The organism is Billgrantia campisalis (assembly GCF_022341425.1).
Lineage (GTDB): Bacteria > Pseudomonadota > Gammaproteobacteria > Pseudomonadales > Halomonadaceae > Halomonas > Halomonas campisalis.
Map to the genome: position 1 here is coordinate 120533 of NZ_JABFUC010000004.1, position 25744 is coordinate 146276.

The 25744-nt window shown below is 67.4% G+C and carries 18 protein-coding genes; 6 read left to right on the forward strand and 12 right to left on the reverse strand.

Annotated features, from left to right (window positions below):
- Positions 1–67 precede the first annotated feature (67 nt).
- The 4 genes from HOP52_RS06195 to HOP52_RS06210 form a co-directional block, all read right to left on the reverse strand.
- Complete coding sequence (locus HOP52_RS06195) at positions 68–4906, reverse strand: NAD-glutamate dehydrogenase (protein ID WP_238976500.1); 4839 nt, start codon at positions 4904–4906, stop codon at positions 68–70.
- Positions 4907–5143: 237 nt separating this feature from the next.
- On the reverse strand, positions 5144–6253 hold the full coding sequence (trmA, locus tag HOP52_RS06200; protein ID WP_238976501.1) for a tRNA (uridine(54)-C5)-methyltransferase TrmA: 1110 nt from the start codon (positions 6251–6253) through the stop codon (positions 5144–5146).
- Positions 6254–6292: 39 nt separating this feature from the next.
- On the reverse strand, positions 6293–7069 hold the full coding sequence (murI, locus tag HOP52_RS06205; RefSeq protein WP_238976502.1) for a glutamate racemase: 777 nt from the start codon (positions 7067–7069) through the stop codon (positions 6293–6295).
- Positions 7070–7167: 98 nt separating this feature from the next.
- On the reverse strand, positions 7168–7713 hold the full coding sequence (locus HOP52_RS06210; RefSeq protein ID WP_238976671.1) for a hemerythrin domain-containing protein: 546 nt from the start codon (positions 7711–7713) through the stop codon (positions 7168–7170).
- Positions 7714–7945: 232 nt separating this feature from the next.
- Here HOP52_RS06210 and HOP52_RS06215 point away from each other — a divergent pair, with 232 nt between their 5' ends.
- Complete coding sequence (locus tag HOP52_RS06215) at positions 7946–9286, forward strand: replication-associated recombination protein A (RefSeq protein WP_238976503.1); 1341 nt, start codon at positions 7946–7948, stop codon at positions 9284–9286.
- Positions 9287–9331: 45 nt separating this feature from the next.
- Here HOP52_RS06215 and lolA read toward each other — a convergent pair whose 3' ends face one another.
- Together lolA and HOP52_RS06225 are read right to left on the reverse strand one after the other, a co-directional pair.
- The gene (lolA, locus tag HOP52_RS06220) at positions 9332–9961 is read right to left on the reverse strand and encodes an outer membrane lipoprotein periplasmic chaperone LolA (RefSeq protein WP_238976504.1); all 630 of its coding nucleotides are present in this window, start codon (positions 9959–9961) and stop codon (positions 9332–9334) included.
- Between the two features lie 112 nt (positions 9962–10073).
- Entirely contained in the window at positions 10074–13226 is a 3153-nt protein-coding gene (locus tag HOP52_RS06225) for a DNA translocase FtsK (protein WP_238976672.1), read from the reverse strand.
- A 243-nt stretch (positions 13227–13469) separates the two neighbouring features.
- Between HOP52_RS06225 and aat the strand changes: the two genes are divergently transcribed.
- The 3 genes from aat (at position 13470) to infA (ending at position 15377) form a co-directional block, all read left to right on the forward strand.
- The gene (gene aat, locus HOP52_RS06230) at positions 13470–14198 is read left to right on the forward strand and encodes a leucyl/phenylalanyl-tRNA--protein transferase (RefSeq protein ID WP_238976505.1); all 729 of its coding nucleotides are present in this window, start codon (positions 13470–13472) and stop codon (positions 14196–14198) included.
- 43 nt (positions 14199–14241) lie between these two features.
- Positions 14242–14979 carry an arginyltransferase gene (locus tag HOP52_RS06235; RefSeq protein WP_238976506.1) on the forward strand — a complete coding sequence of 246 codons (738 nt, stop codon included), beginning with the start codon at positions 14242–14244 and terminating at the stop codon, positions 14977–14979.
- 179 nt (positions 14980–15158) lie between these two features.
- The gene (gene infA, locus HOP52_RS06240; RefSeq protein WP_010627817.1) at positions 15159–15377 is read left to right on the forward strand and encodes a translation initiation factor IF-1; all 219 of its coding nucleotides are present in this window, start codon (positions 15159–15161) and stop codon (positions 15375–15377) included.
- A 117-nt stretch (positions 15378–15494) separates the two neighbouring features.
- Here the strand turns inward: infA and clpA are convergent, their stop codons facing one another.
- From clpA to icd, 3 genes are all read right to left on the reverse strand, one after another.
- Positions 15495–17768, reverse strand: a complete 2274-nt coding sequence (gene clpA, locus HOP52_RS06245; RefSeq protein WP_238976507.1) for an ATP-dependent Clp protease ATP-binding subunit ClpA — start codon at positions 17766–17768, stop codon at positions 15495–15497.
- A gap of 140 nt (positions 17769–17908) precedes the next feature.
- Positions 17909–18238, reverse strand: coding sequence for an ATP-dependent Clp protease adapter ClpS (gene clpS, locus HOP52_RS06250; RefSeq protein ID WP_238976673.1), 330 nt, complete (start codon positions 18236–18238; stop codon positions 17909–17911).
- Positions 18239–18438: 200 nt separating this feature from the next.
- Positions 18439–19695, reverse strand: coding sequence for an NADP-dependent isocitrate dehydrogenase (gene icd, locus HOP52_RS06255; protein ID WP_238976508.1), 1257 nt, complete (start codon positions 19693–19695; stop codon positions 18439–18441).
- A 118-nt stretch (positions 19696–19813) separates the two neighbouring features.
- Between icd and HOP52_RS06260 the strand changes: the two genes are divergently transcribed.
- A complete protein-coding gene (locus tag HOP52_RS06260; RefSeq protein WP_238976509.1) occupies positions 19814–20467 on the forward strand; it encodes a pseudouridine synthase in 654 nt (217 codons plus the stop codon).
- Positions 20464–20913 (forward strand): NUDIX domain-containing protein, encoded by a 450-nt coding sequence (locus HOP52_RS06265; protein ID WP_238976510.1) that lies wholly within the window; start codon positions 20464–20466, stop codon positions 20911–20913. Before HOP52_RS06260 ends, HOP52_RS06265 begins: the two co-directional genes overlap by 4 nt.
- A gap of 18 nt (positions 20914–20931) precedes the next feature.
- Here HOP52_RS06265 and HOP52_RS06270 read toward each other — a convergent pair whose 3' ends face one another.
- The 3 genes from HOP52_RS06270 to HOP52_RS06280 form a co-directional block, all read right to left on the reverse strand.
- Positions 20932–23931 (reverse strand): efflux RND transporter permease subunit, encoded by a 3000-nt coding sequence (locus HOP52_RS06270; RefSeq protein WP_238976511.1) that lies wholly within the window; start codon positions 23929–23931, stop codon positions 20932–20934.
- On the reverse strand, positions 23928–25010 hold the full coding sequence (locus HOP52_RS06275; RefSeq protein ID WP_238976512.1) for an efflux RND transporter periplasmic adaptor subunit: 1083 nt from the start codon (positions 25008–25010) through the stop codon (positions 23928–23930). Before HOP52_RS06275 ends, HOP52_RS06270 begins: the two co-directional genes overlap by 4 nt.
- 67 nt (positions 25011–25077) lie before the next feature.
- A complete protein-coding gene (locus HOP52_RS06280; RefSeq protein ID WP_238976513.1) occupies positions 25078–25683 on the reverse strand; it encodes a TetR/AcrR family transcriptional regulator in 606 nt (201 codons plus the stop codon).
- Positions 25684–25744: the final 61 nt, after the last annotated feature.

The following is a 25744-nucleotide window of genomic DNA, read 5'->3' on the forward strand; positions in this document are numbered from 1 at the left end:
TGAGTGGGACGCTAGCGACGATCACCGGCCCTGCGGACAGGGCCGGTGTCGCCCTGGGGGTGTGCGCTCAGTTCTCGCCGTTGCTCTCGGCGAGGTCGACCAGTTCGCGCACCGCCACCGCGAACAGCGGGAAGCTGGCCTGGCTGCCGCTGCGCACCTCCGAGACCAGGCGGCACCAGCGCTCGTGCAGTGCGCTGTGCGCTTCCAGCCAGTGCTGGACCCGCTCGTCCGGCTCACGGCCGTCCTCGGTCTTGAGCACGCTGACGGTTAGCGCCAGCTGCTGGCGATCGATGTCGTCGCGGAAGGTTTCACGGGCCTGGGCCTGCCAGCTGTCGCGCACCTTGAGGTTGGTGACCTGCTGGATCATCCACGGCAGCTCGAGACGGTGGCCGATTTCGTAGAAGATCTCGGCGACCCGCTGCGGCTTCTCGTCGGTCTGCCGCGCCGCCTGGATGACGCCCAGCGCCCCATACAGGCTGCCGGCACCGGCCACGGTGGCGGCCAGCTCTTCCGGCACCCCGGCCTCGATCAGCTCGCGGCGCTTGGCCTCCCAGCCCTCACGCTCCTCGCCGCGCACCAGCTCACCGATGCTCTCCTGAAGCTGCGCCACCCGCGGCGCGAAGTACTCGATGGCATCCCGCGTCGAAAGTCCCAGGCGCTGGCGCAGGAACCAGCGCGTGGCGCGGCGGATCAGGCGCATCAGGTCGAGCATCATGCCGTACTGCACCTGGCACGGCACCTGATTGTCCAGGGACTCGATCCGCTCCCAGGTATCAGCCAGCTGGAAGCTGTCGCGGGCGATGATATAGGCGCGGGCGATTTCGGCACGCCCCGCGCCGGTGGAGTCGATCAGGCGGCGCACGTACACCACCCCCATGTGGTCGACAAGATCGTTGGCCACCTGGGTGGTGACGATCTCACGCTTCAGGCGGTGGTCGTACATCTCCTCCTTGAAGCGCTCGACCAGCACCGGCGGGAAGATGCGCTCCAGGTACTGCTGAATATAGGGATCGTCGGGCACGTCGGAGGCCAGCACCTCCCCCTTGAGCACGCTCTTGGCGTAGGAGATCAGCACCGACAGTTCCGGCAGGGTCATGCCCTGTTCGTTGCCGGCCCGCTCCTGCAGCTCCTCGTCCGCCGGCAGGAACTCCAGCTCGCGGTCGATCTGGCCGGCCGCCTCGAGCTCGCTGATGAAGCGGCGGTAGGGCCCGATCCCGTGGCGGGAGAGAATCTCGGAGAGATCCAACGCCTGGGTCTGGCGATAGTTGTCCAGGATCACCAGATCGGCGACCTCCTCGGTCATGTCCGCCAGCAGCTGGTTGCGCTGCTTATCGGTCATGTCGCCGCGCTTGACGATCTCATCGATGAGGATCTTGATATTGACCTCGTGGTCGGAGCAGTTGACCCCGCCGGCGTTGTCGATGAAGTCGGTATTGACGCGGACGCCCTTGGCGGCGGCCTCCATGCGCCCGACCTGGGTCAGCCCCAGGTTGCCGCCCTCGCCGACCACCCGGCAGTTCAGCTCGCGGCCGTTGATGCGCAGGGCATCGTTGGCCTTGTCGCCGACCTCGGTGTCGGACTCGCTGCTGCCCTTGACGTAGGTGCCGATGCCGCCGTTCCACAGCAGGTCGACCCGGGAGCGCAGCATGGCGCGAATCAGGTCGTTGGGCGACAGCCGCTCCTCCTCGATGCCGAACACCGCCTTCATCTCCTGGGAGATGGGAATCGACTTGGCGCTGCGCTTGAAGACCCCGCCCCCCTCGGAGATCAGGGAGGCATCGAAGTCCTCCCAGCTCGAGCGCGGCAGGTCGAACAGGCGCTGGCGCTCGGCAAAGGTGGCCGCCGTATCCGGGTCGGGGTCAACGAAGATATGCAGATGGTTGAAGGCCCCCACCAGGCGGATCTTGTCGGAGAGCAGCATGCCGTTGCCGAAGACATCGCCGCCCATGTCGCCGATGCCGATCACGCTGAACTCCTCCTCCTGGGTATTGAGCCCCAGACCGCGGAAATGACGCTTGACCGACTCCCAGGCCCCGCGGGCGGTGATCCCCATCTTCTTGTGGTCGTAGCCGTTGGCCCCGCCCGAGGCGAAGGCATCCCTCAGCCAGTGCCCATACTCGGCAGAGATCTCGTTGGCAATATCCGAGAAGGTCGCCGTGCCCTTGTCGGCGGCCACCACCAGGTAGGCGTCGTCGTCGTCGTGGCGTACCACGTTCTTCGGCGGCACCACCTCGCCGCCCACCAGGTTATCGGTGACATCCAGCAGGGCGCGGATGAAGGTCTTGTAGCAGGCGATACCCTCGCGCTGAAGCGTATCGCGGTCGGCCCCCTCGGGCATGCGCTTGCAGACGAAGCCCCCCTTGGCGCCCACCGGCACGATCACCGCATTCTTGACCTGCTGCGCCTTGACCAGCCCCAGCACCTCGGTGCGGTAGTCTTCGTGGCGGTCCGACCAGCGCAGGCCCCCGCGGGCCACCTTGCCGCCGCGCAGGTGGACGCCCTCCACCCGGGGGGAGCAGACGAATATCTCGTAAGCAGGACGCGGCTTGGGCATACCGGTGACCCGGTTGGGGTCGAGCTTGTAGGCGATGTAGTCCTTGACCCGCCCATCCCGGGCGGGCTGATAGTAGTTGGTGCGCAATGTGGCCTGGATCAGCTCCATGTAGCGACGCAGCAGCTGGTCATCGTTGAGGCTGGCCACGCCGTCCAGCCCGCGAATGATGCGCTCCACGCAGGCGTCGAGCTCATCCTCGTCGGGGCGTCGATTGGGATCGAAGCGCAGCGCGAACAGTCGCACCAGGTCACGGGTGATGTCGGGATGGTTGGCCAGGGTGGCGGCGATATAGTCCTGGGACATGCCGAAGCGGATCTGCTTCAGGTAGCGCGCATAGGTGCGCAGCATGGCCACTTCGCGCCAGTCCAGGTTGGCCACGATCACCAGGCGGTTGAAGGCATCGTTGTCGGCCTCACCGGCCCAGATGCGACGGAAGGCCTCGATGAAGGGCTCGCGCATCTCCTGCAGGCTGACCTCGATGCTGGTGTGGTGCTCCAGGTCGAAGTCGTGGATCCAGTAGCGAACATCCGGGGTGTCGATCTCGTAGGGTCGCTCGCCGATCACCCGCAGCCCAAGGTTCTCCATCATCGGCAGCACGTCGGAGAGCGGAATCGGCTGGTCGCGGTGGAACAGCTTGAGGTTGACGCCGCTGCCCTCCTCTTCCACCAGGCGATAGAGGGTCAGCGCCAGGGGCTCGCCGCGATCCAGCTCCCCCATGTGCTGCAGGTCGAACACCGCGGTCCGGGCGCCGAAATCGTCACGGTAGCTGGCCGGGAAGGCGTCGCGGAAACGGTCCATCAGGATATTGGCCTGCTCCTCGCCGAAGCCCTCGATCATGGCGGCCTGGAGTTCGTCGCGCCAGCTACGCGCCAGCTGCGCCACCTTGGCCTCGAGGCGCTTGATGTCGAAGTCGCGGGGGCCATCCTCGCTGAAGCGCAGGATGAACTGAATGCGCGCCAACACCGACTCGGAAAGGTAGGTGTTGAAGTCGCCGAAGGAGGCGTTGAGCTCCTCGCACAGCAGGCGCTGGATACGCAGGCGCAGGTCGGTGGAGAAGACATCCCGCGGCACGAACACCAGGCAGGAGTGGAAGCGCCCGGAGATGTCGGTGCGGATGAACAGGCGCACCCGGCGCCGCTCGCGAATATCGAGGATGCCCAGCGCCGTCTTGGCCAGCTCCTCGGTGTCGATCTGGAAGATATCGTCGCGGGGGTAGACCTCGAGGATCTGCAGCAGCTGCTTGCCGTTGTGCCCCTTGGGATTGAAACCGGCGATATCCATCACCGCCTTGAGCTTGCGGCGCAGCAGCGGAATGTGGCGCGGCGACTCATTGTAGACGGTCGAGGTGAACAGCCCCAAAAAGCGCCGCTCCCCGATGACGCGCCCCTTGTCGTCGTAGCGGTCGATGGAGATGTAGTCCGGATAGGTAGGACGGTGCACCCGGGCATGGTGGGCGCTCTTGGCAAAGGAGAGCAGCTGGGGCACCAGCACGAAGCGATTCCCCTCGACGCCGAGCTCGGTGCGAATGCGCTCCTGGTAGCGCGGCTGGTCCAGGCGAAAGACCCCCAGCTCGCTGCCGGCGACCTTGGTCAGGCGGTCACCGTTGGCGTCGGATTCGATGACGTACTCGTCATAGCCCAGGAAGGTGAAGTTGTCGCGCACCAGCCACTCGAGAAAGGCGATGGCCTCCTCGTGATCCGCCGGGTCGACCTGCTCGGGGCAGCACTCCTTGAGCTCGGCAATGGCGTCCTGAACGCGTTCACACATCGGCACATAGTCGTTCACCGCCGTGCGCACGTCCTCGAGCACCTCGCTCAGGGCGTCCTCCAGCGTTTCCAGCACGCTGATATCCGTGTGGCGGTCGATCTCGATGGCGATCAGCGACTCGCGGGCCTGGGGAGCATCGGCCTCCCGCGGCGAGACAACCCGCTTCAGGGTGTGATCGCCCCCCCGCTCCACGGCGAGTACCGCATTGTGGATAGCATGCACGGTCAACCCGCGCCGGTTGAGCTCGATGCGCACCGAGTCGACGAGAAAGGACATGTCCTCGTGGAGCACGGCGACGAAGGTGTGGGTCGACTGCCAGCCGTGCTCCTCGAAATCGGGATTGAAGACACGCACCTTGGGCTCGGCCGGGTCGTGGTGCTGGATGAAATGCCAGACCGAAAGCGTGGCGCCGTAGAGGTCGTCGAGCCTGCGGTCGGCGAGGTCCTCCAGCGGTACCGTGGCATAGAAATAGCGGGCGAAAGCGTCCACGGCCTCGGCCCGCTTCTCGTCCAGGCGACTGAACAGGCGCTCCCGGAGCTGCTTGAGAATATCCTGTCTGCCCGCTTCGATCGTTTCGTAATGCATCCCTACACCTCGGCTGCCTGGGGCCGACGCTTGCGGCCCTGGGAAAAAGTCAGCGCGGCCATGTGGCCGCCTGATGTCAGCTTACTGCAGCCCCGATCCTCACCCTATCGACTTGCCAGCCTTCTCATGGAGCATGTCGCTTCCGCATCATGGTCTGCGGCCGCGGGCCTTGACTTTGCCGGCATAAGGCCGATTCCGACGGTTTGCGCTGCCTTTCCGGGGGAAGCGGGGAGCCGCTTAGTCGGCTCGCCGCTCCAGCAGCACGCCGCACTCGCAGTGGTGCGTCCAGGGAAACTGGTCGAACAGGGCGAAGCGCGTCACCTCATGGGTCCGACAGAGTATCTCCAGGTTGCCCGCCAAGGTGTCGGGGTTGCATGAAATATAGACGATACGGCGATACTCGCTCAGTTGACGGCAGCTCGATTCGTCGAGACCGGCCCTTGGCGGGTCGACCAGCACGGTGGAAAAGTCGTGATCGCCAAGCGCCATCTCCGCCACCCGGCGACCGCCCTTGTCGCCCTTCAGCGCAGCGGCAAACTCTTCGGCGGACATCCGCGCCACCCGCACGTTGTCGATGCCGTTGGCCGCCAGGTTCTCTCGGGCGCTGGCCACCGAGGTGCGCGAGATCTCGGTGGCCAGCACGCGGCGAAAGTTCTCGGCGAGCGCGACGGTGAAGTTGCCGTTGCCGCAGTAGAGCTCCACCAAGTCGCCGCCCTGGCTGTGACGCGTCACCTCCCGGGCCCAGGCCAGCATGGCGCGGCAGATCTCGGCATTGGGCTGGGTGAAGCTGTTCTCCACCTGCTGGTAGCGAAACTCGCGCCCCTCCACCTCGAGCCGCTCCCACACATGATCACGCTCGAGCACCAGGCGCTGCTTGCGCGAACGGCCGATGATCATGATACCCAGGCGCGCCTGGAGCTCGCGGGCCGCGACTTCCCAGGCGTCGTCCAGCGGTCGGTGGTAGATCAGCGTCACCAGCGTCTCGCCCGACAGGGTGGTGAGAAACTCGACCTGAAACAGCCGGCGCCGCAGCACCTGGCTCTCGAGCAGCGCCTCGCGCAGGCGCGGCATCAGCTCATTGATCGCCCGGCTCGCCACGGGATACTGGTCCAGGCGAATGACGTGCTTGCGCTTGGGGTCCTCGGGGTCGACCTCGAACATCGCATAGAAGAGGTCGTCCCCTTCATGCCAGACACGGAACTCGCAGCGCTGGCGGTAGTGGGTCGCAGGCGAGGCGAAGACCTCAAGCGGCGGCGGCGCGAAGCGCGCAAACTGCTGGATCATTCGCTCGCGCTTGGCGGCGAGCTGCTGGTCATATCGGCCGGGTTCGACAACGGGAAGGGACACGGCATCTCCTGTCGTGTGCGGTGCAGGGGAAATCGGAAATCAGCCGACGGCCAGCAGGCCCGGCTCATCGAAGGCATAGTGGGACAGCGCCCGGGCCAGGCGGGCATCGGGGGCGGTGGCGAAGCTCGGGTCGCGGCCCTGGCTCGGCGGTGGGTCGACCGCCAGCCGGGCGGCCCGCCGGGCGATGGCCTCGCCGGAGTCGACCAGGGTCACCGGGCGCGGCGCCGCCTCGGCGATCTGGGTGCGCAGCAGGGGAAAATGGGTGCAGCCGAGCACCACGGTATCCAGGTCCGGGGCGTCCCAGAGCGGCGCCGTGGCCTCGCGAATGATCGCGCGGTCCGGGGGCTCGCCGACCACCAGCCGCTCGGCCTGCCCCACCAGCGCATCCGCGGCGACGCGGGTCACCCGGCAGTCGGCGGCGAACTCCTGGATCAGCCGCTCGGTGTAGGGCCTAGCCACGGTGGCGCTGGTGGCCAGCAGGCCGATATGACGGCTGCGACTCATGCGGGCGGCTGGCTTGATAGCCGGCACCGTTCCCACCACCGGCACGCTCAGCCGAGCCCGCAGGGCATCCAGCGCCAGGGTGCTGGCGGTATTACAGGCCACCACCAGCACGCCGCAGCGGCTGGCGGCCACCGCCGCCTCGCACACCGCCAGGATACGCGCCACCAGCCAGCCATCCGGACGAATGCCATAGGGCAGCATGGCGTTGTCGCAGGCATAGACCAGCCCCACGCCGGGCAGCCGCTGGCGCAGCGGCGCCACCACCGAGAGGCCGCCAACGCCGGAGTCGAAGATCAGTATCGGGCCGGGCATGGCAAATGGACGGTCATGCAGGGTCGCTCCGCGGCAGTGAGCCGCCCATTCTACCAGCTACGCCGGCAACGGAAACACGCCGATGACCACCGCGCCCGTCAGGTGGCGGGCACGGGCGCCTCTCTCAGTTCGGCATAGAGCTCGGGGTAGGCCTCCTGCAGGCGCTCCAGCGCCGCTGTGGCCCCGTCGGGCAGAGCCTCGGCCAGACGCTCGAGGTCCTGATCGTCGAAGTGTTCGCGAATCAGCGGGAAGAGCAGCTCACGCTCATCGCGCAGGTAGGCGCGATGGGCATCCAGATAGGCCTTCAGATCCTCGGCAAAGCGGTCCATGGGAACCACCGCATCCATGAGGATCATGTCGAGGTCGTTGGACAGCCGCTTGAGCCGAGTGCGCAGCGCCTGGTAGTCGTTGCCGAGGCGCTCGGTGAGATCATTGCTCTCGGGCGCCAGGGTCTGCAGGCGCTCGGTACAGATCCGTTCCAGAGGAACGGTGAAGCCCTCCATATAGTCAAGGATATAGTCGACCACCTCCCGAACCAGTTGAAAGTTGGGGCGATCGCCGGCCGCCAGCGCCTTCTGCTTGAGCTGAAGGACGTGCAACATGCGCGCCATGTTGGCATGATCCCGACGCAGTTGGGTCAGCATGGGCATGTCGAAGCCTCCTCATTCCATCGGATGGGCGAGCGTATAGTGGTTGGATACGCGCCACGGTTACGGGTTCATTGTGACACCTTCAGCTGCCGGCGTCGTACCCGGCTCCGGTGCTGTTACACCCTAGCGCCTATGGAGCGACACCGCACATCGCCCAAGGTCGTATTGCCATCAAGAGCCTAACCTGATTTGACCACCCCGACACCACCGCTGCAAGGAGATCATGATGGACCTGTTCGGTGAGGCGCGCCGCGACGCGGCCCCCCTGGCCTACCGGATGCGCCCCCGCCGCCTGGATGACTATGTGGGCCAGCAGGCGCTGGTGGGGCCCGGCAAACCCCTGCGCCGGATGGTCGAGACCGGCACCGTCCGCTCGATGATCCTGTGGGGGCCGCCGGGGGTGGGCAAGACCACCCTGGCCGAGATCCTGGCAACGGAGTCCGGCTCCCGCCTGGAGCGGTTGTCGGCGGTGATGGCCGGGGTCAAGGACATCCGTGAGGCGGCGGCCCGGGCGGGCGTCGCCCGCGACCAGGGCCAGGCGACCCTGATGTTTCTCGACGAGATCCACCGGCTCAACAAGAGCCAGCAGGACGCCCTGCTGCCCCACGTGGAGTCGGGACTGCTGACGCTGATCGGCGCCACCACCGAGAACCCCTCCTTCGAGGTCAACTCGGCGCTGCTCTCCCGGGCCCCGGTCCATGTGCTCGCCCCCCTCTCCGAGCAGGAACTGATCCAGGTGATGCGCCAGGCGCTGACGGACGGCGAGCGCGGGCTGGGGGCACGACGCATCGCCGTGACGGAGGAACTGCTCGAGCGCATGGCCCACGCCGCGGCGGGAGACGCCCGTCGTGCCCTGGGCCTGCTGGAGAACGCCTGCGATTTCACCGTCGCCGAGGATGGCGGCGAGCGCCTGCCGCCGGAAGCCCTGGAGGCCGCCCTGAGCCACCGGACCAGCGCCTTCGACAAGCAGGGGGACTACTACTACGACCTGCTCTCGGCGATTCACAAGTCGGTGCGCTCCTCGCGTCCCGACGCCGCCCTGCTCTACATCGCCCGTTTCGTGCAGGGCGGCGGCGACCCGCTGGACGTGGTGCGACGGCTGGCGGCGATCGCCTCGGAAGACGTCGGCAACGCCGACCCGCGCGCCCTGCCGCTGGTGATGGCCGCCTGGGAGGCCTACCGACGCCTGGGGGATTATGAGGGCCAGCGCGCCATCGCCCATGCGGCGATCCACCTGGCCGTGGCGCCCAAGAGCAACGCCGTGGAACGTGCCTGGAAGGCGGCCCAGGCCTATGTGGCGGCCCAGCCGAGCGTGGAAGTGCCCACTTACCTGCGCAATGCGCCAACCAAGCTGATGGCCTCGCTGGGCCATGGCCAGGGCTATCGCTATGCCCACAGCGAACCCCACGGCTACCCGGCCGGCAGCGACCATGACTGCTGGCCGGACGGCCTGCCGCGGGCCAGCTTCTACGAGCCCAGCGACCATGGCCAGGAGAAACGCTATGGCCAGATGATGGCCTGGCGGGCCCAGCTCGACGCCGAGGCGGATGGGGACGGCGACGCCTAGGGGTGAGGGGCGAGGGGCGAGGAACCTTGCTCCTGGCCGAAGGCCTTAATGCGTATCGCGAATCACATCGGTGCCCTCGGGAATCTCGAAGGCGAAGCGACTGTCGTCGATGAACGCGTTCATCTGCACGTCGCGAAACTCGATGGCGGTGCGCTGGCCGGTGCTGTCGGTCATCATCAACACGCTGAGACGTTCGCCGCGGAAGGTCATCTCCAGCTCCTCGAAGAGGGTGTCGGCGGCCTTCGGCACCAGGGTGAAGGTCTCGGCGCTGCCCTGCTGGCGGCGCGACACCGCATAGCTGTCGGTCAAGTCGCCGACGCTGCCGGACAGCAGCAGGGCCGGCGTATGGGTGACGCGATGGTCCAGCGCCTGCACGGTGACCTGCTCCAGGTCGGGGTCGTAGAGATAGACGTCAGCGCCGTCGGACACGACCACCTGCTGGTAGGGAGCAGCGACTTCCCAGCGGAACTTGCCCGGCCGCGACAGCCACATCTGGCCGCTGGCCTCCTGCAGGCGCTCGCCGCTGCCGTCGAGGATCCGCTGGGCGAAGTTCGCCTCGTAGGTCTGCAGCGGCTCGAGCATGCGGGTCAGGCGCTCGGCACCGTCGCTGGCCAGGGCGGTCACCGGCAGCAGGGCTGACACGGCAAGGGCGGCAAGGGTCTTCTTTACTGTCATGGGGTCATACTCCCTGAACGGGTCCAATGTGGCGTCCTGTCACTCTGACCGGGCCGGCAGCGGGGCGTTGCATGACCGCCGGCGCTTTCATCGTTGCTGCACGGTTGGTCACTCAATCGCCCACCGGCGGCGGCGCCAGCACCTCACGCGCGCCGTTGGTGCCCATGGTGGAGACCACCCCGGCCATCTCCATGGCCTCGACCAGCCGCGCGGCGCGGTTGTAGCCGATCTTGAAGCGGCGCTGCACCGCCGAGATCGAGGCCCGGCGGGATTCGGTGACGAACTGCACGGCTTCGTCGTAGAGGGCGTCCTGTTCGGCGTCGCCGCCGTCGCTGCCCTCGGCCTCCAGGCCGGTCAGCGCCTCGGCGGAGACACCGCCGGAGAGGATCTCCTCGATGTAGTCCGGTTCGCCACGGCGCTTCCAGTCCTCCACTACCCGGTGCACCTCGTCGTCGTCGACGAAGGCGCCATGGACCCGGGTCGGCAGGCCCGACCCGGCCGGCAGGTAGAGCATGTCGCCGTGGCCCAGCAGGTTCTCGGCGCCGCCCTGGTCGAGGATGGTGCGCGAGTCGACCCGGGAGGAGACCTGGAAGGCCATCCGCGTGGGGATGTTGGCCTTGATGAGGCCGGTGACCACGTCCACCGAGGGGCGCTGGGTGGCCAGTATCAGGTGGATGCCGGCGGCCCGCGCCTTCTGGGCCAGGCGGGCGATCAGCTCCTCGACCTTCTTGCCAACGATCATGAACATGTCGGCGAACTCGTCGATCACCACCACGATGTAGGGCAGCTTCTCCAGCACCGGCGGGGTCTGGTGCATCTCCCAGGGCTGCGGCTCCCACAGCGGGTCGGCCACCTGGGCGCCGGCCTGCTCGGCCTCGTCGAGCTTGGCATTGAAGCCGGCGATGTTGCGCACGCCCATGGCGGCCATCAGCTTGTAGCGCCGCTCCATCTCGGCCACGCACCAGCGCAAGGCGTTGGCGGCCTCCTTCATGTCGGTGACCACCGGCGCCAGCAGGTGTGGAATGCCGTCGTAGACGGAGAGCTCAAGCATCTTGGGGTCGACCATGATCAGGCGCAGCTCGTCGGGCGTGGCCTTGAGCAGCATCGAGATCAGCATGGCGTTGACCCCCACCGACTTGCCCGAACCGGTGGTGCCGGCCACCAGCAGGTGGGGCATCTTGCCCAGGTTGGCCACCACCGCCCCGCCGCCGATGTCCTGGCCCAGGGCCAGGGTCAGCGCCGAAGCCTCGTGCTGGTAGCGGTCGGAGTCGATCACCTCGCGCAGGCGGATCATGGCGCGGTGCGGGTTGGGGATCTCGATGCCCACCGTGGGGCGCCCCGGGATCACCTCGACGACACGCACGCTCTTGACCATCAGCGAGCGGGCCAGGTCCTTGGCCAGGTTGCTGATCTTGGAGACCTTCACCCCGGCGGCGGGCTTGATCTCGAAACGCGTGATCACCGGCCCCGGCCAGGTGTTGACCACCTCGGCCTTGACGCCATACTCGCGCAGCCGGGTCTCCAACAGCTCGGCCATCTCGGCCAGCTGGGCATCGGTGTAGTTGCGCTGGTGGGGCTCCGGGGGCGTTAGCAGCCGCAGGCTGGGCAGCTCGCCATCCGGCTCGGGCAGGTCGTCGAGCTGGGGGCGCTGGCTCTGCAGGTGCTCCACGGTCCACAGCGCCGGACCCTCCGGCTCGGCCGCCGCGGCTCGCCCCTGCTCGGCGGAGGCAACCCGGGGGGAATCCACCTCCGGCTCGCTCCCCTGGGTGCGCCACTCGCGCAGGCCCGCCGCCTGATCGGCGGCCTCGAATCGGTGCGACGGCCCTTCCGGCGCACCCGACTCGGGTGCCTCCCGCTCCGGCAGCTGCGTCGAGGCAGCGGCCGTTTCCGCTCGCTCCTCCTCGGTCGCATCGGCGACAGCGTCCCAGCTCAGCCGCGGCTCACGCTGCCCACCCTCCGCCGGTTCCGTCGGGTGCCAGTCGCCAAGGCCGGGCTCGCGGCGCGATGTGCGGGGTGGCTCAGCCGGTGTCGGCACCGCCTCGGGCTCATCGGGCACCGCCGGCTCGGGAGGCGAGAAGAGCGCGGCGGCCTCCGCCCGCCAGGGCGCCTCCTGCGCTTCCCCGGCATCATCCGACTCAGCGTCCTGCGGCGCGCCATCTCGATCGGCGACGAGGGGTTCCGTCGCGGGCCTCGCCTGAGCGGATTCACGGGCCGGCTCCTCGTCGCCGGGAGCGCCCGCCTCGGGCTCCTTGGCGCTCAGCGGCATCGCTGCCGACGGGGTCTCCGGCTCGTCGCGGCGAGCGCTCAGCGGTGACGCGGGCGGCGGCTCGGGGGAGCGCGGCGCACTGGAGAGCGGCGCCCGGCCAGCCGACTCCGAGGCGGCCGCGCCTGCGGCGTCCTGCTGGGCGGTATAGGCGGCTTCCGGCCGCTTGGCGGAGGGCGTGCGCTCGGGCACGTCCCAGGGGATCTCGGTCTTGCCGTCGTCGCCGAAGCCGGGCTCGAAGCGCGCCGCGCCAGCAGCGGGGCTCGACATCGCCTCGCCGCGTCGCCAACTCAGCAGCCTGCGCCAGCCGCGCTGCGGCGGCGGCTCATACTCACCGCCATCGAGGCTCTCCCCGACCTCGGCTTTGTCGTCCGGCGCCTCGGCCTGCCTGGCCTCGCGGCGCTCGCGGGCCAAACCGAAGGGCACGGCGAACCAGCCCCACAGGCGCAGGGCGCGATGGCCCAGCTCGTCCATGACGCTGAGCCAGGACAGCCCGCTGAATAGCGGAAAGCCGCACAGCATGGCGGCCAGGGCTAGCAGGCCGGTGCCGCCGGGTCCCACCAGCGGCACCAGCGCGCCCACCAGCCCCTCGCCGAGGATGCCCCCGGATGAGTAGGGCAGCACGCTATCGGGATGGTAGAAGTGCAGCGCCCCCAGGGTGGTGGTGCCCAGCAGCAGCAGCACCAGCCCACCGAGGCGCACGGCCACCGCCGTGGCATCCCATTCGAAGCGCACCCGACGCGAACGGATCAGCCACCAGCCGGCAAAGCCCAGCATGCCCGGCCACCACAGGGCGCTGGCACCGAACAGCGAATAGAGCACGTCGGCCAGCCAGGCACCGATGGGGCCCATCCAGTTGGCCACATCGGTCTCGGGCCCGCGGTGGGACCAGCCAGGATCGGCGGCCTGGTAGCTAAACAGCGCCAGCAGCAGGAAGACGCAGGCCGCCAGCAGCACGATCACCACGCCTTCGCGGGCCGCCCCCTGGAGCCGAAGCCCCATACGCTGTGCCGTCTGCCGGGCGTTCTCCGCCGTCGCACGCCGCGGCGCACGCTTTTCCTTCGCACTCAAATCACCCACCCCCTCGCGCCGCCAGCGGGCGACGCTGTCAGAAGCATTCGTCATCCAGAAATCGTCTCAGCCGCCCATCATACCGGGCCAGGCAGCCCCGGCACAGAGCCCATTCCGACCGCTTGAGCCCCGCCATCGTCGGCGTCAGAATAGGGACTTTTCTGGAGCCTCCGCATGCTGCCCTGGCTACCCGAACACCCGGTGCGCTTCCCGCCCGTCTCGCAGGCACTGCGGGACCCCGATGGCCTGCTGGCCGCCGGCGGCGACCTGACGCCGGCGTGGCTGTTGGCCGCCTATCGGCGCGGCATCTTCCCCTGGTACAGCGACGACCAGCCGATCCTGTGGTGGAGCCCTGACCCGCGCATGGTACTGCTGCCCGACGAGCTGCACGTCAGCCGCAGCCTGGCCAAGCGGCTGCGCAACGCTGGCTTCGCGGCCACCTTCAATCGCGCCTTCGGGACGGTCGTCGACGCCTGCGCCGCGCCGCGGGCCGGCCAGCCCGGCACCTGGATCACCCCGGCGATGCGTCACGCCTATGTCGCCCTGCACGAACTCGGCTTCGCCCGCTCGGTGGAAGTGTGGCGGGAGGAGCAGCTGGTAGGTGGCCTCTACGGCGTGGCCATGGGGGGCGCCTTTTTCGGCGAGTCGATGTTCTCCAGCGCCCGCGACGCTTCCAAGGTCGCGCTGGTCCACCTGGTGCGCGCCATGCAGGCCGGCAATGGCCGGTTGATCGACTGCCAGATGCACACCCGCCACCTGGCCAGCCTGGGCGCTCGGGACATCGCCCGCAGCGACTTCATCAACTATCTTGAAGGATGTCTGACGACCACCACGCTGCGGCACGCTGGCCATCCGCTCCCCGACTGGCCGCTCCCCGCAGAGGCAGCCGTGGACGCGCCATGATCGGCAACCGCTCAAACCACAACCGACCAGGAGGCGGACGCCCGTGAGTAGCAATACGCCTCATCAGCCGGTCAGGGACCTGCGTTTCTTTCTGACCGTGCCCCATGCCTGCAGCTATCTGGAAGGACGCGAGGCCACGACCCTGTTTCTCGACCCCCAGGAATCCCACGGCCAAGGGGTCTATGATGCCCTGGCGCTGCTCGGCTTCCGGCGCAGCGGCCGGCATCTCTACCGCCCGCACTGCGAGGGCTGCAGCGCCTGTCTCTCGGTACGCCTGCCGGTGGCCGACTTCACGCCAAGCCGCGTCCAGCGGCGCGTGGCCAGGCGCAACGCCGACCTGCGTCTGATCGAGCGCCCCGCGCTGTTCGACCCGGAACACTACGCCCTGTACGACCGCTATATCCGCACTCGGCACGTCGACGGCGACATGTATCCGCCGAGCCATGAGCAGTACCGCACCTTCCTGACCCTGGACGAACCCTACTCGCGGCTGATGGAGTTCCGCCTGGGCGAACGGCTGCTGGCAGTCGCCGCCTTCGACCGGCTGGAACACGGCCTCTCGGCGATCTACACCTTCTTCGACCCGGCCCCCGAGTGGAACCGACGCTCATTGGGCACCTTCGCCGTGCTCTGCCTGGTGGAGCAGGCGCGCCGGCTGGGCCTGCCCCACGTCTACCTGGGCTACTGGATCCGGGAGTGTCGCAAGATGGCCTACAAGGAGAATTTCCAACCGCTGGAGATTCTCGACGGGCGACACTGGCGGCGCTCCATCCCGCTGTGATCCCCTCGATGAACCACGCTGGACACCCGGGACGCAAGGGCATCTTTGCCTTGGAGCCCCGCTTGCGGCACAATACCGCGCTATCCTGTTGGCATGGGCCCTGTACCGGCGATTGGCGCGCTGGACACCCCTGCTAGACAAGCCCGGAACATTGTCATCATCAGCGAGGAACCGCCTATATGGCACGCGAAGACCATATCGAAATGGAAGGCGTGGTCGTCGACACCCTTCCCAACACCACCTTCCGCGTCGAGCTGGAAAACGGCCACGTGGTCACGGCCCATATCTCGGGCAAGATGCGCAAGAACTACATCCGCATTCTTACCGGCGACAAGGTCAAGGTCGAACTGACCCCCTACGACCTGACCAAGGGCCGTATCGTCTACCGCTCGCGCTGAGCCGCCCTCCCCGGCCGGCGCTTGACGCCCCCTCTGACATTTCGCAGCGGCACACAAGACAACGCCCCGTCGTTCGACAGGGCGCTGTGGGTCGTGCCTTGCCAGCCATACGCCGCTTTAGGGCTCGGCCAGCTCCACTTCGGTCGAGAGGTGCAGCTCGCCCTCCTCCACGGTGACGTGTACCACCCCGCCATGCTCGGAGAGCTCGCCGAACAGGATCAGTTCGGCCAGCGGCTTCTTGAGCCGGTCCTGGATCAGCCGCGCCATGGGACGCGCGCCCATGTCCGGGTCGTAGCCCTTCTCGGCCAGCCAGTCCCGCGCCGCCATGTCCACGTCCAGTTGGACCCGCTTCTCGTCGAGCTGCGCCTGAAGCTCCACCAGGAACTTGTCGACGACGCTGCGCACCACCGCGGTGGGCAGGGAGTGGAACTGGATGATCCCGTCCAGGCGGTTGCGGAACTCCGGCGAGAAGGTCTTGCGAATCACCTCCATGGCATCGGTGGAGTGATCCTGGGTCTGGAAGCCGATGGAGCGACGCGCCTGCTGTTCGGCACCGGCGTTGGAGGTCATGATCACGATCACGTGACGGAAGTCCGCCTCCCGGCCGTTGTTGTCGGTCAGGCGACCGTGGTCCATCACCTGCAGCAGCAGGTTGAAGACTTCCGGATGGGCCTTCTCCACCTCATCGAGCAGCAGCACACAGTGGGGCTGCTTGGTGATCGCCTCGGTGAGCAGCCCGCCCTGGTCGTAGCCGACATAGCCCGGCGGGGCACCGATCAGCCGCGATACCGTGTGGCGCTCCATGTACTCGGACATGTCGAAGCGCACCAGCTCGATGCCCATGATCCGCGCCAGTTGGCGGGCCACCTCGGTCTTGCCCACCCCGGTGGGCCCGGCGAACAGGAAGCTGCCCACCGGCTTGTCCGGCGACTTGAGCCCCGCCCGTGACAGCTTGATCGCTGCCGACAGGCTGTCGATGGCTTCATCCTGACCGAACACCAGCATCTTGAGGTCGCGATCGAGGTTCTCGAGCAGCTTGCGGTCGGAGCTGGAGACGCTCTTCGGCGGAATCCGCGCAATGGAGGCCACCACCGCCTCGACCTGATCGATGTCGATGGTCTCGACCCGCACCTCCGGCGGCAGCAGCCGCTGGTGAGCACCGGCCTCGTCGATCACGTCGATAGCCTTGTCCGGCAGGTGGCGATCGTTGATGTAGCGATCGGCCAGCCGGGCGGCACTCTCCAGGGCGCCGTCGGTGTACTTGAGGCGGTGATGCTCCTCGAAGCGCGAGCGCAGCCCCTTGAGGATACGGATGGTGTCCTCCACCGAGGGCGCCATGACATCAACCTTCTGGAAGCGGCGCGCCAGCGCCCGGTCCTTCTCGAAGATGCCGCGGAACTCCTGGAAGGTGGTGGAACCGATGCAGCGCAGTTCACCGGAGGAGAGCAGCGGCTTGAGCAGGTTGGAGGCATCCATGACGCCACCGGAGGCCGCCCCGGCGCCGATCACCGTGTGGATCTCGTCGATGAAGAGGACCGCATTGGGCTGCTTCTTGAGCTCGGCGAGCAGGCTCTTCAAGCGCTTCTCGAAATCGCCGCGATACTTGGTGCCGGCCAGCAGCGCGCCCATGTCCAGGGCGTAGACCACAGCGTCGCTGATTACCTCGGGCACGTCCTCTTCGACGACGCGCTTGGCCAGCCCCTCGGCGATGGCGGTCTTGCCCACCCCCGCCTCGCCGACCAGCAGCGGGTTGTTCTTGCGCCGCCGGGCCAGGATCTGGATGACGCGTTCGAGCTCGTGCTCGCGGCCGATCAGCGGATCGATCTTGCCCAGCCGCGCCTGCTCGTTGAGGTTGGTGGCATAGCCGGTGAGCGGGTTGGCGCTGGATTCGCCGCCGCCCTCTTCGGCCTCCTCGGACTCGGAGGGTGACGCCGAGGGCGCCTGGCCGTGGCCGGACACCTTGGAGATGCCGTGGGCGATGTAGTTGACGGCATCGACACGCGCCACGTTCTGCTGCTTGAGGAAGTAGACCGCCTGGCTCTCCTGTTCGGAGAAGATCGCCACCAGCACGTTGGCCCCGGTCACTTCGCTCTTGCCCGAGGACTGCACATGGAACACAGCCCGCTGCAGGACGCGCTGGAAGCCCAGGGTCGGCTGGGTTTCCCGGTCGCCCTGATCCTCGGGAATCAACGGTGTGGTGGAGTTGATGAAATCCTGCAGGTCGGACCGCAGCTTGTCGAGGTTGGCCCCACAGGCCCGCAGCACATCCGCTGCAGAGGCATTGTCCAGCAGCGCCAGCAGCAGGTGCTCCACGGTCATGAACTCGTGGCGCTTGGAGCGGGCCACGGTAAACGCCGTGTTCAGGGTCAGTTCAAGTTCTTTGCTCAGCATGGCAGTCCCCTTCTCGCCGCTTAGGGCTTGCGTCGGATCTTTCAAGGTCCGGCATCATCAACATCGGGCACAATCGCCGCCGTTGCAAGTCTGGTCCTCAACGACTGCCATTCAGATCCCGTCTCGACAACCACCGGGAGTCAGTCCGCCGCTTCGATGTCACACAGCAGCGGGTGCTGACACTCTCTCGCATATTGATTGACCTGATGGCTTTTGGTTTCCGCAATATCGCGGGTAAAGACGCCACAGGTCGCCTTGCCCTGGGTATGCACCGTCAGCATGACCTGAACGGCGGTCTCGCTGTCCATGTGGAAGAAGGTCTGCAACACCTCCACCACGAACTCCATGGGCGTGAAATCGTCGTTATGCAGCACCACCTTGTACATCGGTGGACGAGCCAACTCAGGCTCCGACGACTGTACGGCCAGGTCGCCGTCGTCCTCTTCCTCCGGTTGCCGCGGCCGGGTCATGCCGGCGATCACGCCAACTCTCCACCGCCCGCCGGGTACGTCTCTCTTGAACATAAAAGCCACACACCATCTCGACAAGCCGGCTGTGCTTAGGCGCCTAGACTCAGGTTGGACGCCGCCAGGCCGGCAGGGTTCATGGTCAACACGCAAAGGGCCCCCGCCCGCCATGCGGACGAGGGCCCCGGGCAGCGCCGGACCGCTTACATGTTGTCGGCGACGGCCTGACCGAACTCGGAGCACTTGAGCAGTTTGGCATCGTCCATCAGGCGGTGGAAGTCATAGGTGACCTCGCCCTTGGAGATTGCCTTCTCCATGCCCTTGAGCACCAGGTCGGCGGCCTCGACCCAGCCCATGTGACGCAGCATCATCTCGGCGGAGAGGATCAGCGAGCCGGGGTTGACCTTGTCCTGGCCGGCGTACTTCGGCGCGGTGCCGTGAGTCGCCTCGAACATGGCCACGGCGTCGGAGAGGTTGGCGCCCGGCGCGATGCCGATGCCGCCCACTTCCGCCGCCAGGGCGTCGGAGAGGTAGTCGCCGTTGAGGTTCAGGGTGGCAATAACGTCGTACTCGGCCGGGCGCAGCAGGATCTGCTGCAGCATGGCGTCGGCGATGACGTCCTTGACCACGATCTCCTTGCCGGTCTTGGGGTTCTTGAAGGTCATCCAGGGGCCGCCGTCGAGCAGCTCGGCACCGAACTCCTCTTTGGCCAGCTCATAGCCCCAATCCTTGAAGGAGCCCTCGGTGAACTTCATGATGTTGCCCTTGTGCACCAGGGTCACCGAGGCGCGGTCGTTATCCACGGCGTACTGCAGGGCCTGGCGCACCAGACGCTTGGTGCCCTCCACGGAGACCGGCTTGACACCGATACCGCAGTTTTCCGGGAAGCGAATGTTGGTGACACCCATCTCTTCGCGGAAGAACTTGATCACCTTGTCGGCTTCCGGGGTCCCCGCCTTCCACTCGATACCGGCGTAGATGTCCTCGGAGTTCTCGCGGAAGATGACCATGTCCACGTCGGCGGGCTTCTTGACCGGGCTCGGCACGCCCTCGAACCAGCGCACCGGACGCTGACAGACGTAGAGGTCGAGCTTCTGGCGCAGGGCCACGTTCAGGGAGCGGATGCCACCGCCCACCGGCGTGGTCAGCGGGCCCTTGATGGAGACGACGTAGTCCTGGACCGCTTCCAGGGTCTCTTCCGGGAGCCAGGTATCGGCGTCATAGACCTGGGTGGCCTTTTCGCCGGCATAGACTTCCATCCAGTGGATCTTGCGCTCGCCGTTGTAGGCTTTCTGAACGGCGGAATCGATGGCGATCTTCATCGCCGGCGTCACGTCGACGCCAATGCCATCACCCTCGATGAACGGGATGATCGGCTCGTTCGGCACGTTCAGGGTGTTGTCGGCGTTGACGGTAATTTTCTCGCCGCCTTCCGGGACGACAATTTTCTGGAACCCCATTGAGAACTCCCCTGTCTGGTCTGTTCAGTGGAGCGCGGAGTATAGCATTCAGCACGACAATCGGAGTAGGCTTGCCCCAATATTTGTCGACAATCTATGGTAGCAAGACTTTCGTCGAATGAGCTTCCTCTACCTGCTGCACAAGCCCTACCGCATGCTCTCCCAGTTCACCGATCGCCCGGCCGAGGCTGACGGGGCGGGTGACGGTGAACGGCGCGCCACCCTGGCCGACGTCATCGACGTGCCCGGCATCTACGCCGCCGGCCGCCTCGACTACGACTCCGAGGGGCTATTGCTGCTCACCGATGACGGCGCGCTGATCCATCGCATCAGCGACCCGCGCCACAAGCAGCCCAAGACCTACCGGGTGCTGGTGGAGGGCACGCCCAGCGACGCCGCCCTGGAGTCGCTGCGCCGTGGCGTCGAGCTGAAGGACGGCCTCACCCGCCCGGCCAAGGTGCGCCGCCTCGAGGCGAGCGGCCTGCCCGAGCGTGACCCACCCCTGGACCCCAGGCGCCATCCGGTGACCACCTGGCTGGAGCTCACCCTCAGCGAGGGACGCAACCGCCAGGTCAGGCGGATGACCGCCCATGTCGGCCACCCCACCCTGCGCCTGGTGCGGGTCGCCATCGGCCCCTGGCGACTCGACGGCCTGGCTCCCGGGCAGTGGCGCCGGGAGACCCTGCACGCCCCGTCCCCCTCGCCCCGCGGCAAGCCCGGCAAACCCCGCGCGCCGCGCCGCAAACCGGCCGCCCGGGGAGGCAAGCGATGAGCCGCTGGACGCCTCGTGTCACCGTCGCCAGCGTGATCGAGCGCGCCGGGGCCTTCCTGACGGTGGAGGAGGACCGTGGCGGCCCCGAAACGCTGTTCAACCAGCCCGCCGGCCACCTGGAGCCCGGCGAGCGCATCCAGGACGCCGCCCTGCGCGAGCTGCGCGAGGAGACCGCCTGGCGAGCCGGCCTGTCCCACTACCTGGGCCTGTACGTGTATTCCGCCCCGAGCGGCATCACCTTCCACAGCCACGGCTTCTACGGCATGGCCCTGGCCCACCTGGGCAGCCCGCTCGACCCGGCGATCCAGGCCGTGCACTGGCTCACCCTGGAGGAACTCGAGGGACTGGAGCGCGCGGGGCGCCTGAGAAGCCCGCTGGTACTGCGCCGCATCCGCGACGCCCAGGCCGGGCGCTTCTACCCCATGGACACGATCCACGAGGGATAGCGGCAAGGGCGGCTACGCTTACCATTTCATGACCAGCCGATAGAGCGCCGGGATCACCAGTAGGGTCAGCAGAGTCGAGGCGAGAAGCCCTGAGATGATCGCCCAGGCCATCGGCGGCCACAGCGTCGACTGCGTCAGGGTCAGGGGTACCAGGCCGGCAACGGTGGTGGCGGTGGTGAGCAGCACCGGCCGAGTGCGCCGAACGACCGCCCCGACGACCGCATCATTCAGCGGCATGCCCTGCCTGCGATTGGTATTCATCAGGTCGATCAGCACGATGGCATTGTTGACCACGATCCCCACCAGGGCGACGACGCCCAGCATGGCGGTGAAGCCGAACGGCTGCCCGGTCAGCCACAGGCCGGGGATCACGCCGATGGCCGCCAGCGGCACGGTGGTCAATACGATGCCCAGCTGGCGGAAGGAGTTGAACTGCGCCAGCAGGAAGACGACCAGCAGCAGGATGCCGAACGGCAGGGTCTGGAACAGCGCCGTATTGGCATCCCCCGCCGACTCGGCCGCCCCACCCACCGCGTAGGTCACGCCCTCGGGTAGCTCGAGTCCGGACAGGCGCGGCTCGAGCCTGTCCAGCACACTGGCATAGGTCTGGCCATCCGCCACCTCGGCCAGCACGGTGGTCATGCGGCGCAAGCCGTAATGCTGGATCACTGCCGGCTGCCAGGTCGTACGCAAGGCGGCGACCTCGCCGAGCGGCACCGAGTCGCCGCTGTTCGCCGTCAGGCGCAGCCCTTCGAGGGCGGAAAGCGGGAAGCGCTCGCCCTCCGGCGAGCGAATCAGCAGCGCCGCGGGTTCGCGCTCGGCGCGCCAGGTACTCACCTCGATGCCGCGGCTGGCACCCGCCACCGCCATGGCGACCTCCCGCCGCGACAGGCCGAACTCGCCGGCACGGGCATCGTCCACTTCCAGCCGCAGCGTGGGCAGCCCTTCGCCCAGGGTATGGCGCGCATCCCGCGCGCCCTCGGTGTCGCGCACCAGCGCCAGGATGCGTTCGGTGCCTTCGGCGAGCCGGCTGCGCTCTTCGGCGAAGACGCGGATCTCCACGGGGGCCGTGACGGGCGGCCCCTGCCCTAGCCGTCGCGCTACCACATCGGCCTGTGGCAGCCGCTCCGGGGTAACGGCCCGCACCCAGGCCATCAGAGGAGCCAGATCGTCGGCATGCTCCGCCTCGACCACCAGCCGCGCCAGGTGCGCCTGACGCGGCTGCTCGACCAGGTTGTAATAGAACCGCGGACCGCTGAAGCCGGCAAAGAGGTGGACAGCGGTCACCGCAGGCTGCTCACGCAGGTCCGCGGCCAGAGCGCTCGCCTCATGGGCGGTGTAATCGAGGTGTGTACCTTCGGCGAAGTGCAGGTCGATGACCAGCTGGTTGCGGTCGGTATCGGGAAAGAAGTCATGGTTGAGCAGTGGCACCATGGCCAGCGCTCCCACCAGCAGGACCACGGCACCGGCGAGTATGCTCCCGGGCCAGTGCACGGCGAAGCGCCCGATCCGCCTGCCGGCGCCTGACAGGCTGCGCCGCCGTGAGCCGCCGGGCTTGAGAATGGCGGCGGCGAAAACGGGGGTGACGAAGACGGCATAGAGATAGCTGACCACCAGGGTCAGCATCACCATCACTGGAATCGCCCGGGTGAAGTCGGCGGTATTGCCGCTGGAGAGCAGCAGCGGTACGAAGGCGGCCAGGGTGGTACCAGTTGCCGCCAGCAGCGGCGCGGCGAGCTCCCGTACCGAACGCGACACGGCCTCCGCCGCCGAGAGCCCCTGGTCGCGATGCCACTGCAGGTTCTCCACCATGACGATGGCGTTGTCCACCAGCATACCCAGCGCAATCACCATGCCGGCCACGGCGATCTGGTGCAGGATGCCGCCCCCCATGGCATAGATGGCCAGGGCCGAGAAGGTCACCAGCGGCACGATCAGCATCACCGCGAACCCCAGCCTCAGGCCCATGGTCAGGAACAGCAGGACGCCGAGAATGGAAATGCCCAGTAGCAGCGAGAAGCCGAGTTCGGCCAGGCGCTGCTCCACCCAGCGGGGTTGATAGAACATCTCCTGGATCTGCAGCGGCGCATAGGCGGGACGCACCTCGTCGAGCAGGCTACGGAGGGATTCGCCGAAACGGACCGCATTGACCCGTTCGTTGGAAAGAATGATCCCCAGTGCCACGGCAGGCTCACCGTCATGCCAGATGCGCTCGGTGGCGGGCTCCCGTGGCGACAGGCGCACATCGGCCAGCTCGCCCAACGGAATGACGTCGCCACGCCGCGTACGAATCGGCGTCATGGCCAGATCCTCGAGGCTGCCGAACTCCGTCACAGGGTCGAGTACCACCGAGCGGCCGCCGCTGGAGAGGTTCCCTCCCGCGGCAGTCAGGTTGCGGGCGGCCAGTTGATCGCCCAGTGCCCGGGCATCGAGCCCGGTCAGCTCCGCCAGTGCATCGTCCCAACTGACGGTGACCTGCTGCCCGGGGTCGGCGAGCAGATCGATGCGCGCAACCTCCTTGAGCCGGAACAGATCCCGCCTCAGCCGCTCGGCCGCCTCGCGCAACTCAAGCAGATCACTGGAGCCGGTCACCGACAGCACGATGCCATGGGCGTCGGAGTCCCGGTCGCTGATCTCGGCCTCCCCCACCCCGCTGGGAAACTTTCGCGAGGCCCGATTCACTGCAATACGGATCTGCTCCCAGGCGGCGTCGGTGTCATAGACATGCTCGTGCATCTCGATGTTGACATGCGCCACCCCCAGCCGCGCCGTGCCGATGAGTTCGTTGACCTCCTCGACCTGGGCCAGCTCCTCCTCCAGCGCATTGAGTACCAGACGCTCGACCTGCTCCGGCTCCGCGCCGGGATAGGGCACCAGCACCTGGCCGAAGCGGTAGGGAAAGAAGGGATCCTCCTGACGATCCATGGTCAGCCAGGCGGCCAGCCCGATCAGCGCCAGCAGCGCCGTCACGGTCAACACCAGGCGCTTGACGTGCAACGTCGCGTGCAGCCACTTCATGGCAATACCCGCACGCTATCGCCCTGCTGAAGGCGCCCCTGGCCCGCCACCACCACCCGGTCGCCGGCAGAGAGCGGAGCCGAGACGGTCACCCAGCCGTTCTCCAGCCGGCCCGGCGCCACCGGAACCCGCCGCACGGTCTCGTCATCCGTGAGCGCCAGCACATAGGGCGCATGCCCCCCGGGGTCCTGCACCGCCGCGAGCGGCACCTGCAGCGATGGCGTCATGGGCACGGAGAGGTATACCTGCACCGACTCCCCGGGGGACAGTCTCGAAGTCGAATCGAGTGCGACCACCACTGGCACCAGCGCCGTATCGGCTCTCCCCACACTGCTGATCCGCCCCGGGAAACGGCCTTCCTGCAGTACCGGCGATACCTGAGTCTCCATCCCTGGGGCCAACCGGGCACCGAGCATCACAGGGACGCGAATCGCCACTTCCACGCCATCGACACCGGACAGCGCCAGCACCGGCTCGCCGGCAGCCACGAAGTCACCCGGTTCCACGAACAGATCGGCCACGTCGGCCGCGAAGGGAGCCTGCAGCGTCATCTCGTCGACCTGGGCCCGGGCATCGGCCCGGGAGGCCATCGCCTGCTCCCTGGCCTGGACGGTGGCCTCCCGTTCCGACACCAGCCGATCCAGCTCCTCCTGGGCAACCAGGTTCCGTTCGCGCAGCGCCCGGGCCCGCTCCACATCCCTGCCCAGCCTGGCGAGATGGGCATCGAGTTCCCTCACCCGCCCCTCGGCTCCGGCCAGGGCAGGCTCCAGGGCGGGGTTATGCAGGCGAGCCAGGGGCTCGCCCTCCTCGACGCGCTGACCGCGCGCCACGAGCCGTTCACTGAGCACCCCGGCATGCAGGAAAGCCGGCGACACCCGCTCCCTCGCGCGCACGACACCGGGGAAGCGCGGTCGCTCTTCGGCGGCGCTGTGCCGCACCTGGCTGACGCGCACGGCGGCCCGGGCATCGACCGCTGGATTTGCCGCCTGGCTGTTGGCCGGCGCCCTGTCGCAGCCTCCCAGCAGCGCCAACAGCCCCAGCACTGCCATCGCCAGGCTCACTTTTCGACGGTGCCTCATCTTGTGACCCTCTAATCTTGCGACCCTCTAACAAACTGGCCGACCAGTCAGTTATTGGCGAAAAAAATCACTCCCGGGGCACGACGCCCTCCATGAAGATCTTCAGGAAATCGGTCAGGAACTCCTCGTCGCTGCCCATGCCCGGCCAGTGTTCGTGATGGCACTCGGCCTCGAACCACTGGGTGCAGGCCATGACGAAGGTCGCCACGATGTGGGTCGGATTGACGTCGGCTCGCAGCAGACCGCGCTGCTGCGCCTGTCGCACCCTTTCGGCTCCTGCCCCCATCAGTTGGGCATCCATGTCGCCGCAGCTGGTGTCACCCTCCAGGTGTGTCCAGGCGAAGAGCCGTACGGCCTTCGGGTTGGCCTTCAGGTAGTGGAAGTAGGCTTCCACGGAAGCCCGCAGCAGCCCGGCATCGGGCTCCCCGGCCTCTTCGAGCATCGCCATCTGGGCACTGAAGTAGTGCCCAAAGGCGTGTTCCTTGACCGCTTCCCAGAGCCTCTCCTTGCTGCCGAAGTGGTGGTGGATCAGGCTCTTCGTCACTCCGGCGGCAGTCGCCAGCTGGCTCATGGTCACGCTGGAGAAACCCCGCTCCACGAACAGGTCCGTTGCCGCCTCCATGATGCGCAGCCGGGTCTGTTCGGGATCTCGTGTCGTCGCTGGTTTTTTCATGCTGGCAATTTAGTGCTAACTGGCCGGCCGGTCAATACGCTTTACGTCCTTGTCGCTGCCG

Excerpts from the sequence above, each read along its gene's own strand:
- infA (WP_010627817.1), top strand. The coding sequence starts at position 15,159 with ATGGCACGCGAAGACCATATCGAAATGGAAGGCGTGGTCGTCGACACC.
- HOP52_RS06275 (WP_238976512.1), bottom strand. The coding sequence starts at position 25,010 with ATGAGGCACCGTCGAAAAGTGAGCCTGGCGATGGCAGTGCTGGGGCTG.
- aat (WP_238976505.1), top strand. The coding sequence starts at position 13,470 with ATGCTGCCCTGGCTACCCGAACACCCGGTGCGCTTCCCGCCCGTCTCG.
- clpA (WP_238976507.1), bottom strand. The coding sequence starts at position 17,768 with ATGCTGAGCAAAGAACTTGAACTGACCCTGAACACGGCGTTTACCGTG.
- HOP52_RS06265 (WP_238976510.1), top strand. The coding sequence starts at position 20,464 with ATGAGCCGCTGGACGCCTCGTGTCACCGTCGCCAGCGTGATCGAGCGC.
- HOP52_RS06270 (WP_238976511.1), bottom strand. The coding sequence starts at position 23,931 with ATGAAGTGGCTGCACGCGACGTTGCACGTCAAGCGCCTGGTGTTGACC.
- clpS (WP_238976673.1), bottom strand. The coding sequence starts at position 18,238 with ATGACCCGGCCGCGGCAACCGGAGGAAGAGGACGACGGCGACCTGGCC.
- icd (WP_238976508.1), bottom strand. The coding sequence starts at position 19,695 with ATGGGGTTCCAGAAAATTGTCGTCCCGGAAGGCGGCGAGAAAATTACC.
- lolA (WP_238976504.1), bottom strand. The coding sequence starts at position 9,961 with ATGACAGTAAAGAAGACCCTTGCCGCCCTTGCCGTGTCAGCCCTGCTG.
- HOP52_RS06260 (WP_238976509.1), top strand. The coding sequence starts at position 19,814 with ATGAGCTTCCTCTACCTGCTGCACAAGCCCTACCGCATGCTCTCCCAG.
- murI (WP_238976502.1), bottom strand. The coding sequence starts at position 7,069 with ATGCCCGGCCCGATACTGATCTTCGACTCCGGCGTTGGCGGCCTCTCG.
- HOP52_RS06280 (WP_238976513.1), bottom strand. The coding sequence starts at position 25,683 with ATGAAAAAACCAGCGACGACACGAGATCCCGAACAGACCCGGCTGCGC.
- HOP52_RS06210 (WP_238976671.1), bottom strand. The coding sequence starts at position 7,713 with ATGCTGACCCAACTGCGTCGGGATCATGCCAACATGGCGCGCATGTTG.
- HOP52_RS06225 (WP_238976672.1), bottom strand. The coding sequence starts at position 13,226 with ATGGGGCTTCGGCTCCAGGGGGCGGCCCGCGAAGGCGTGGTGATCGTG.
- HOP52_RS06215 (WP_238976503.1), top strand. The coding sequence starts at position 7,946 with ATGGACCTGTTCGGTGAGGCGCGCCGCGACGCGGCCCCCCTGGCCTAC.
- HOP52_RS06195 (WP_238976500.1), bottom strand. The coding sequence starts at position 4,906 with ATGCATTACGAAACGATCGAAGCGGGCAGACAGGATATTCTCAAGCAG.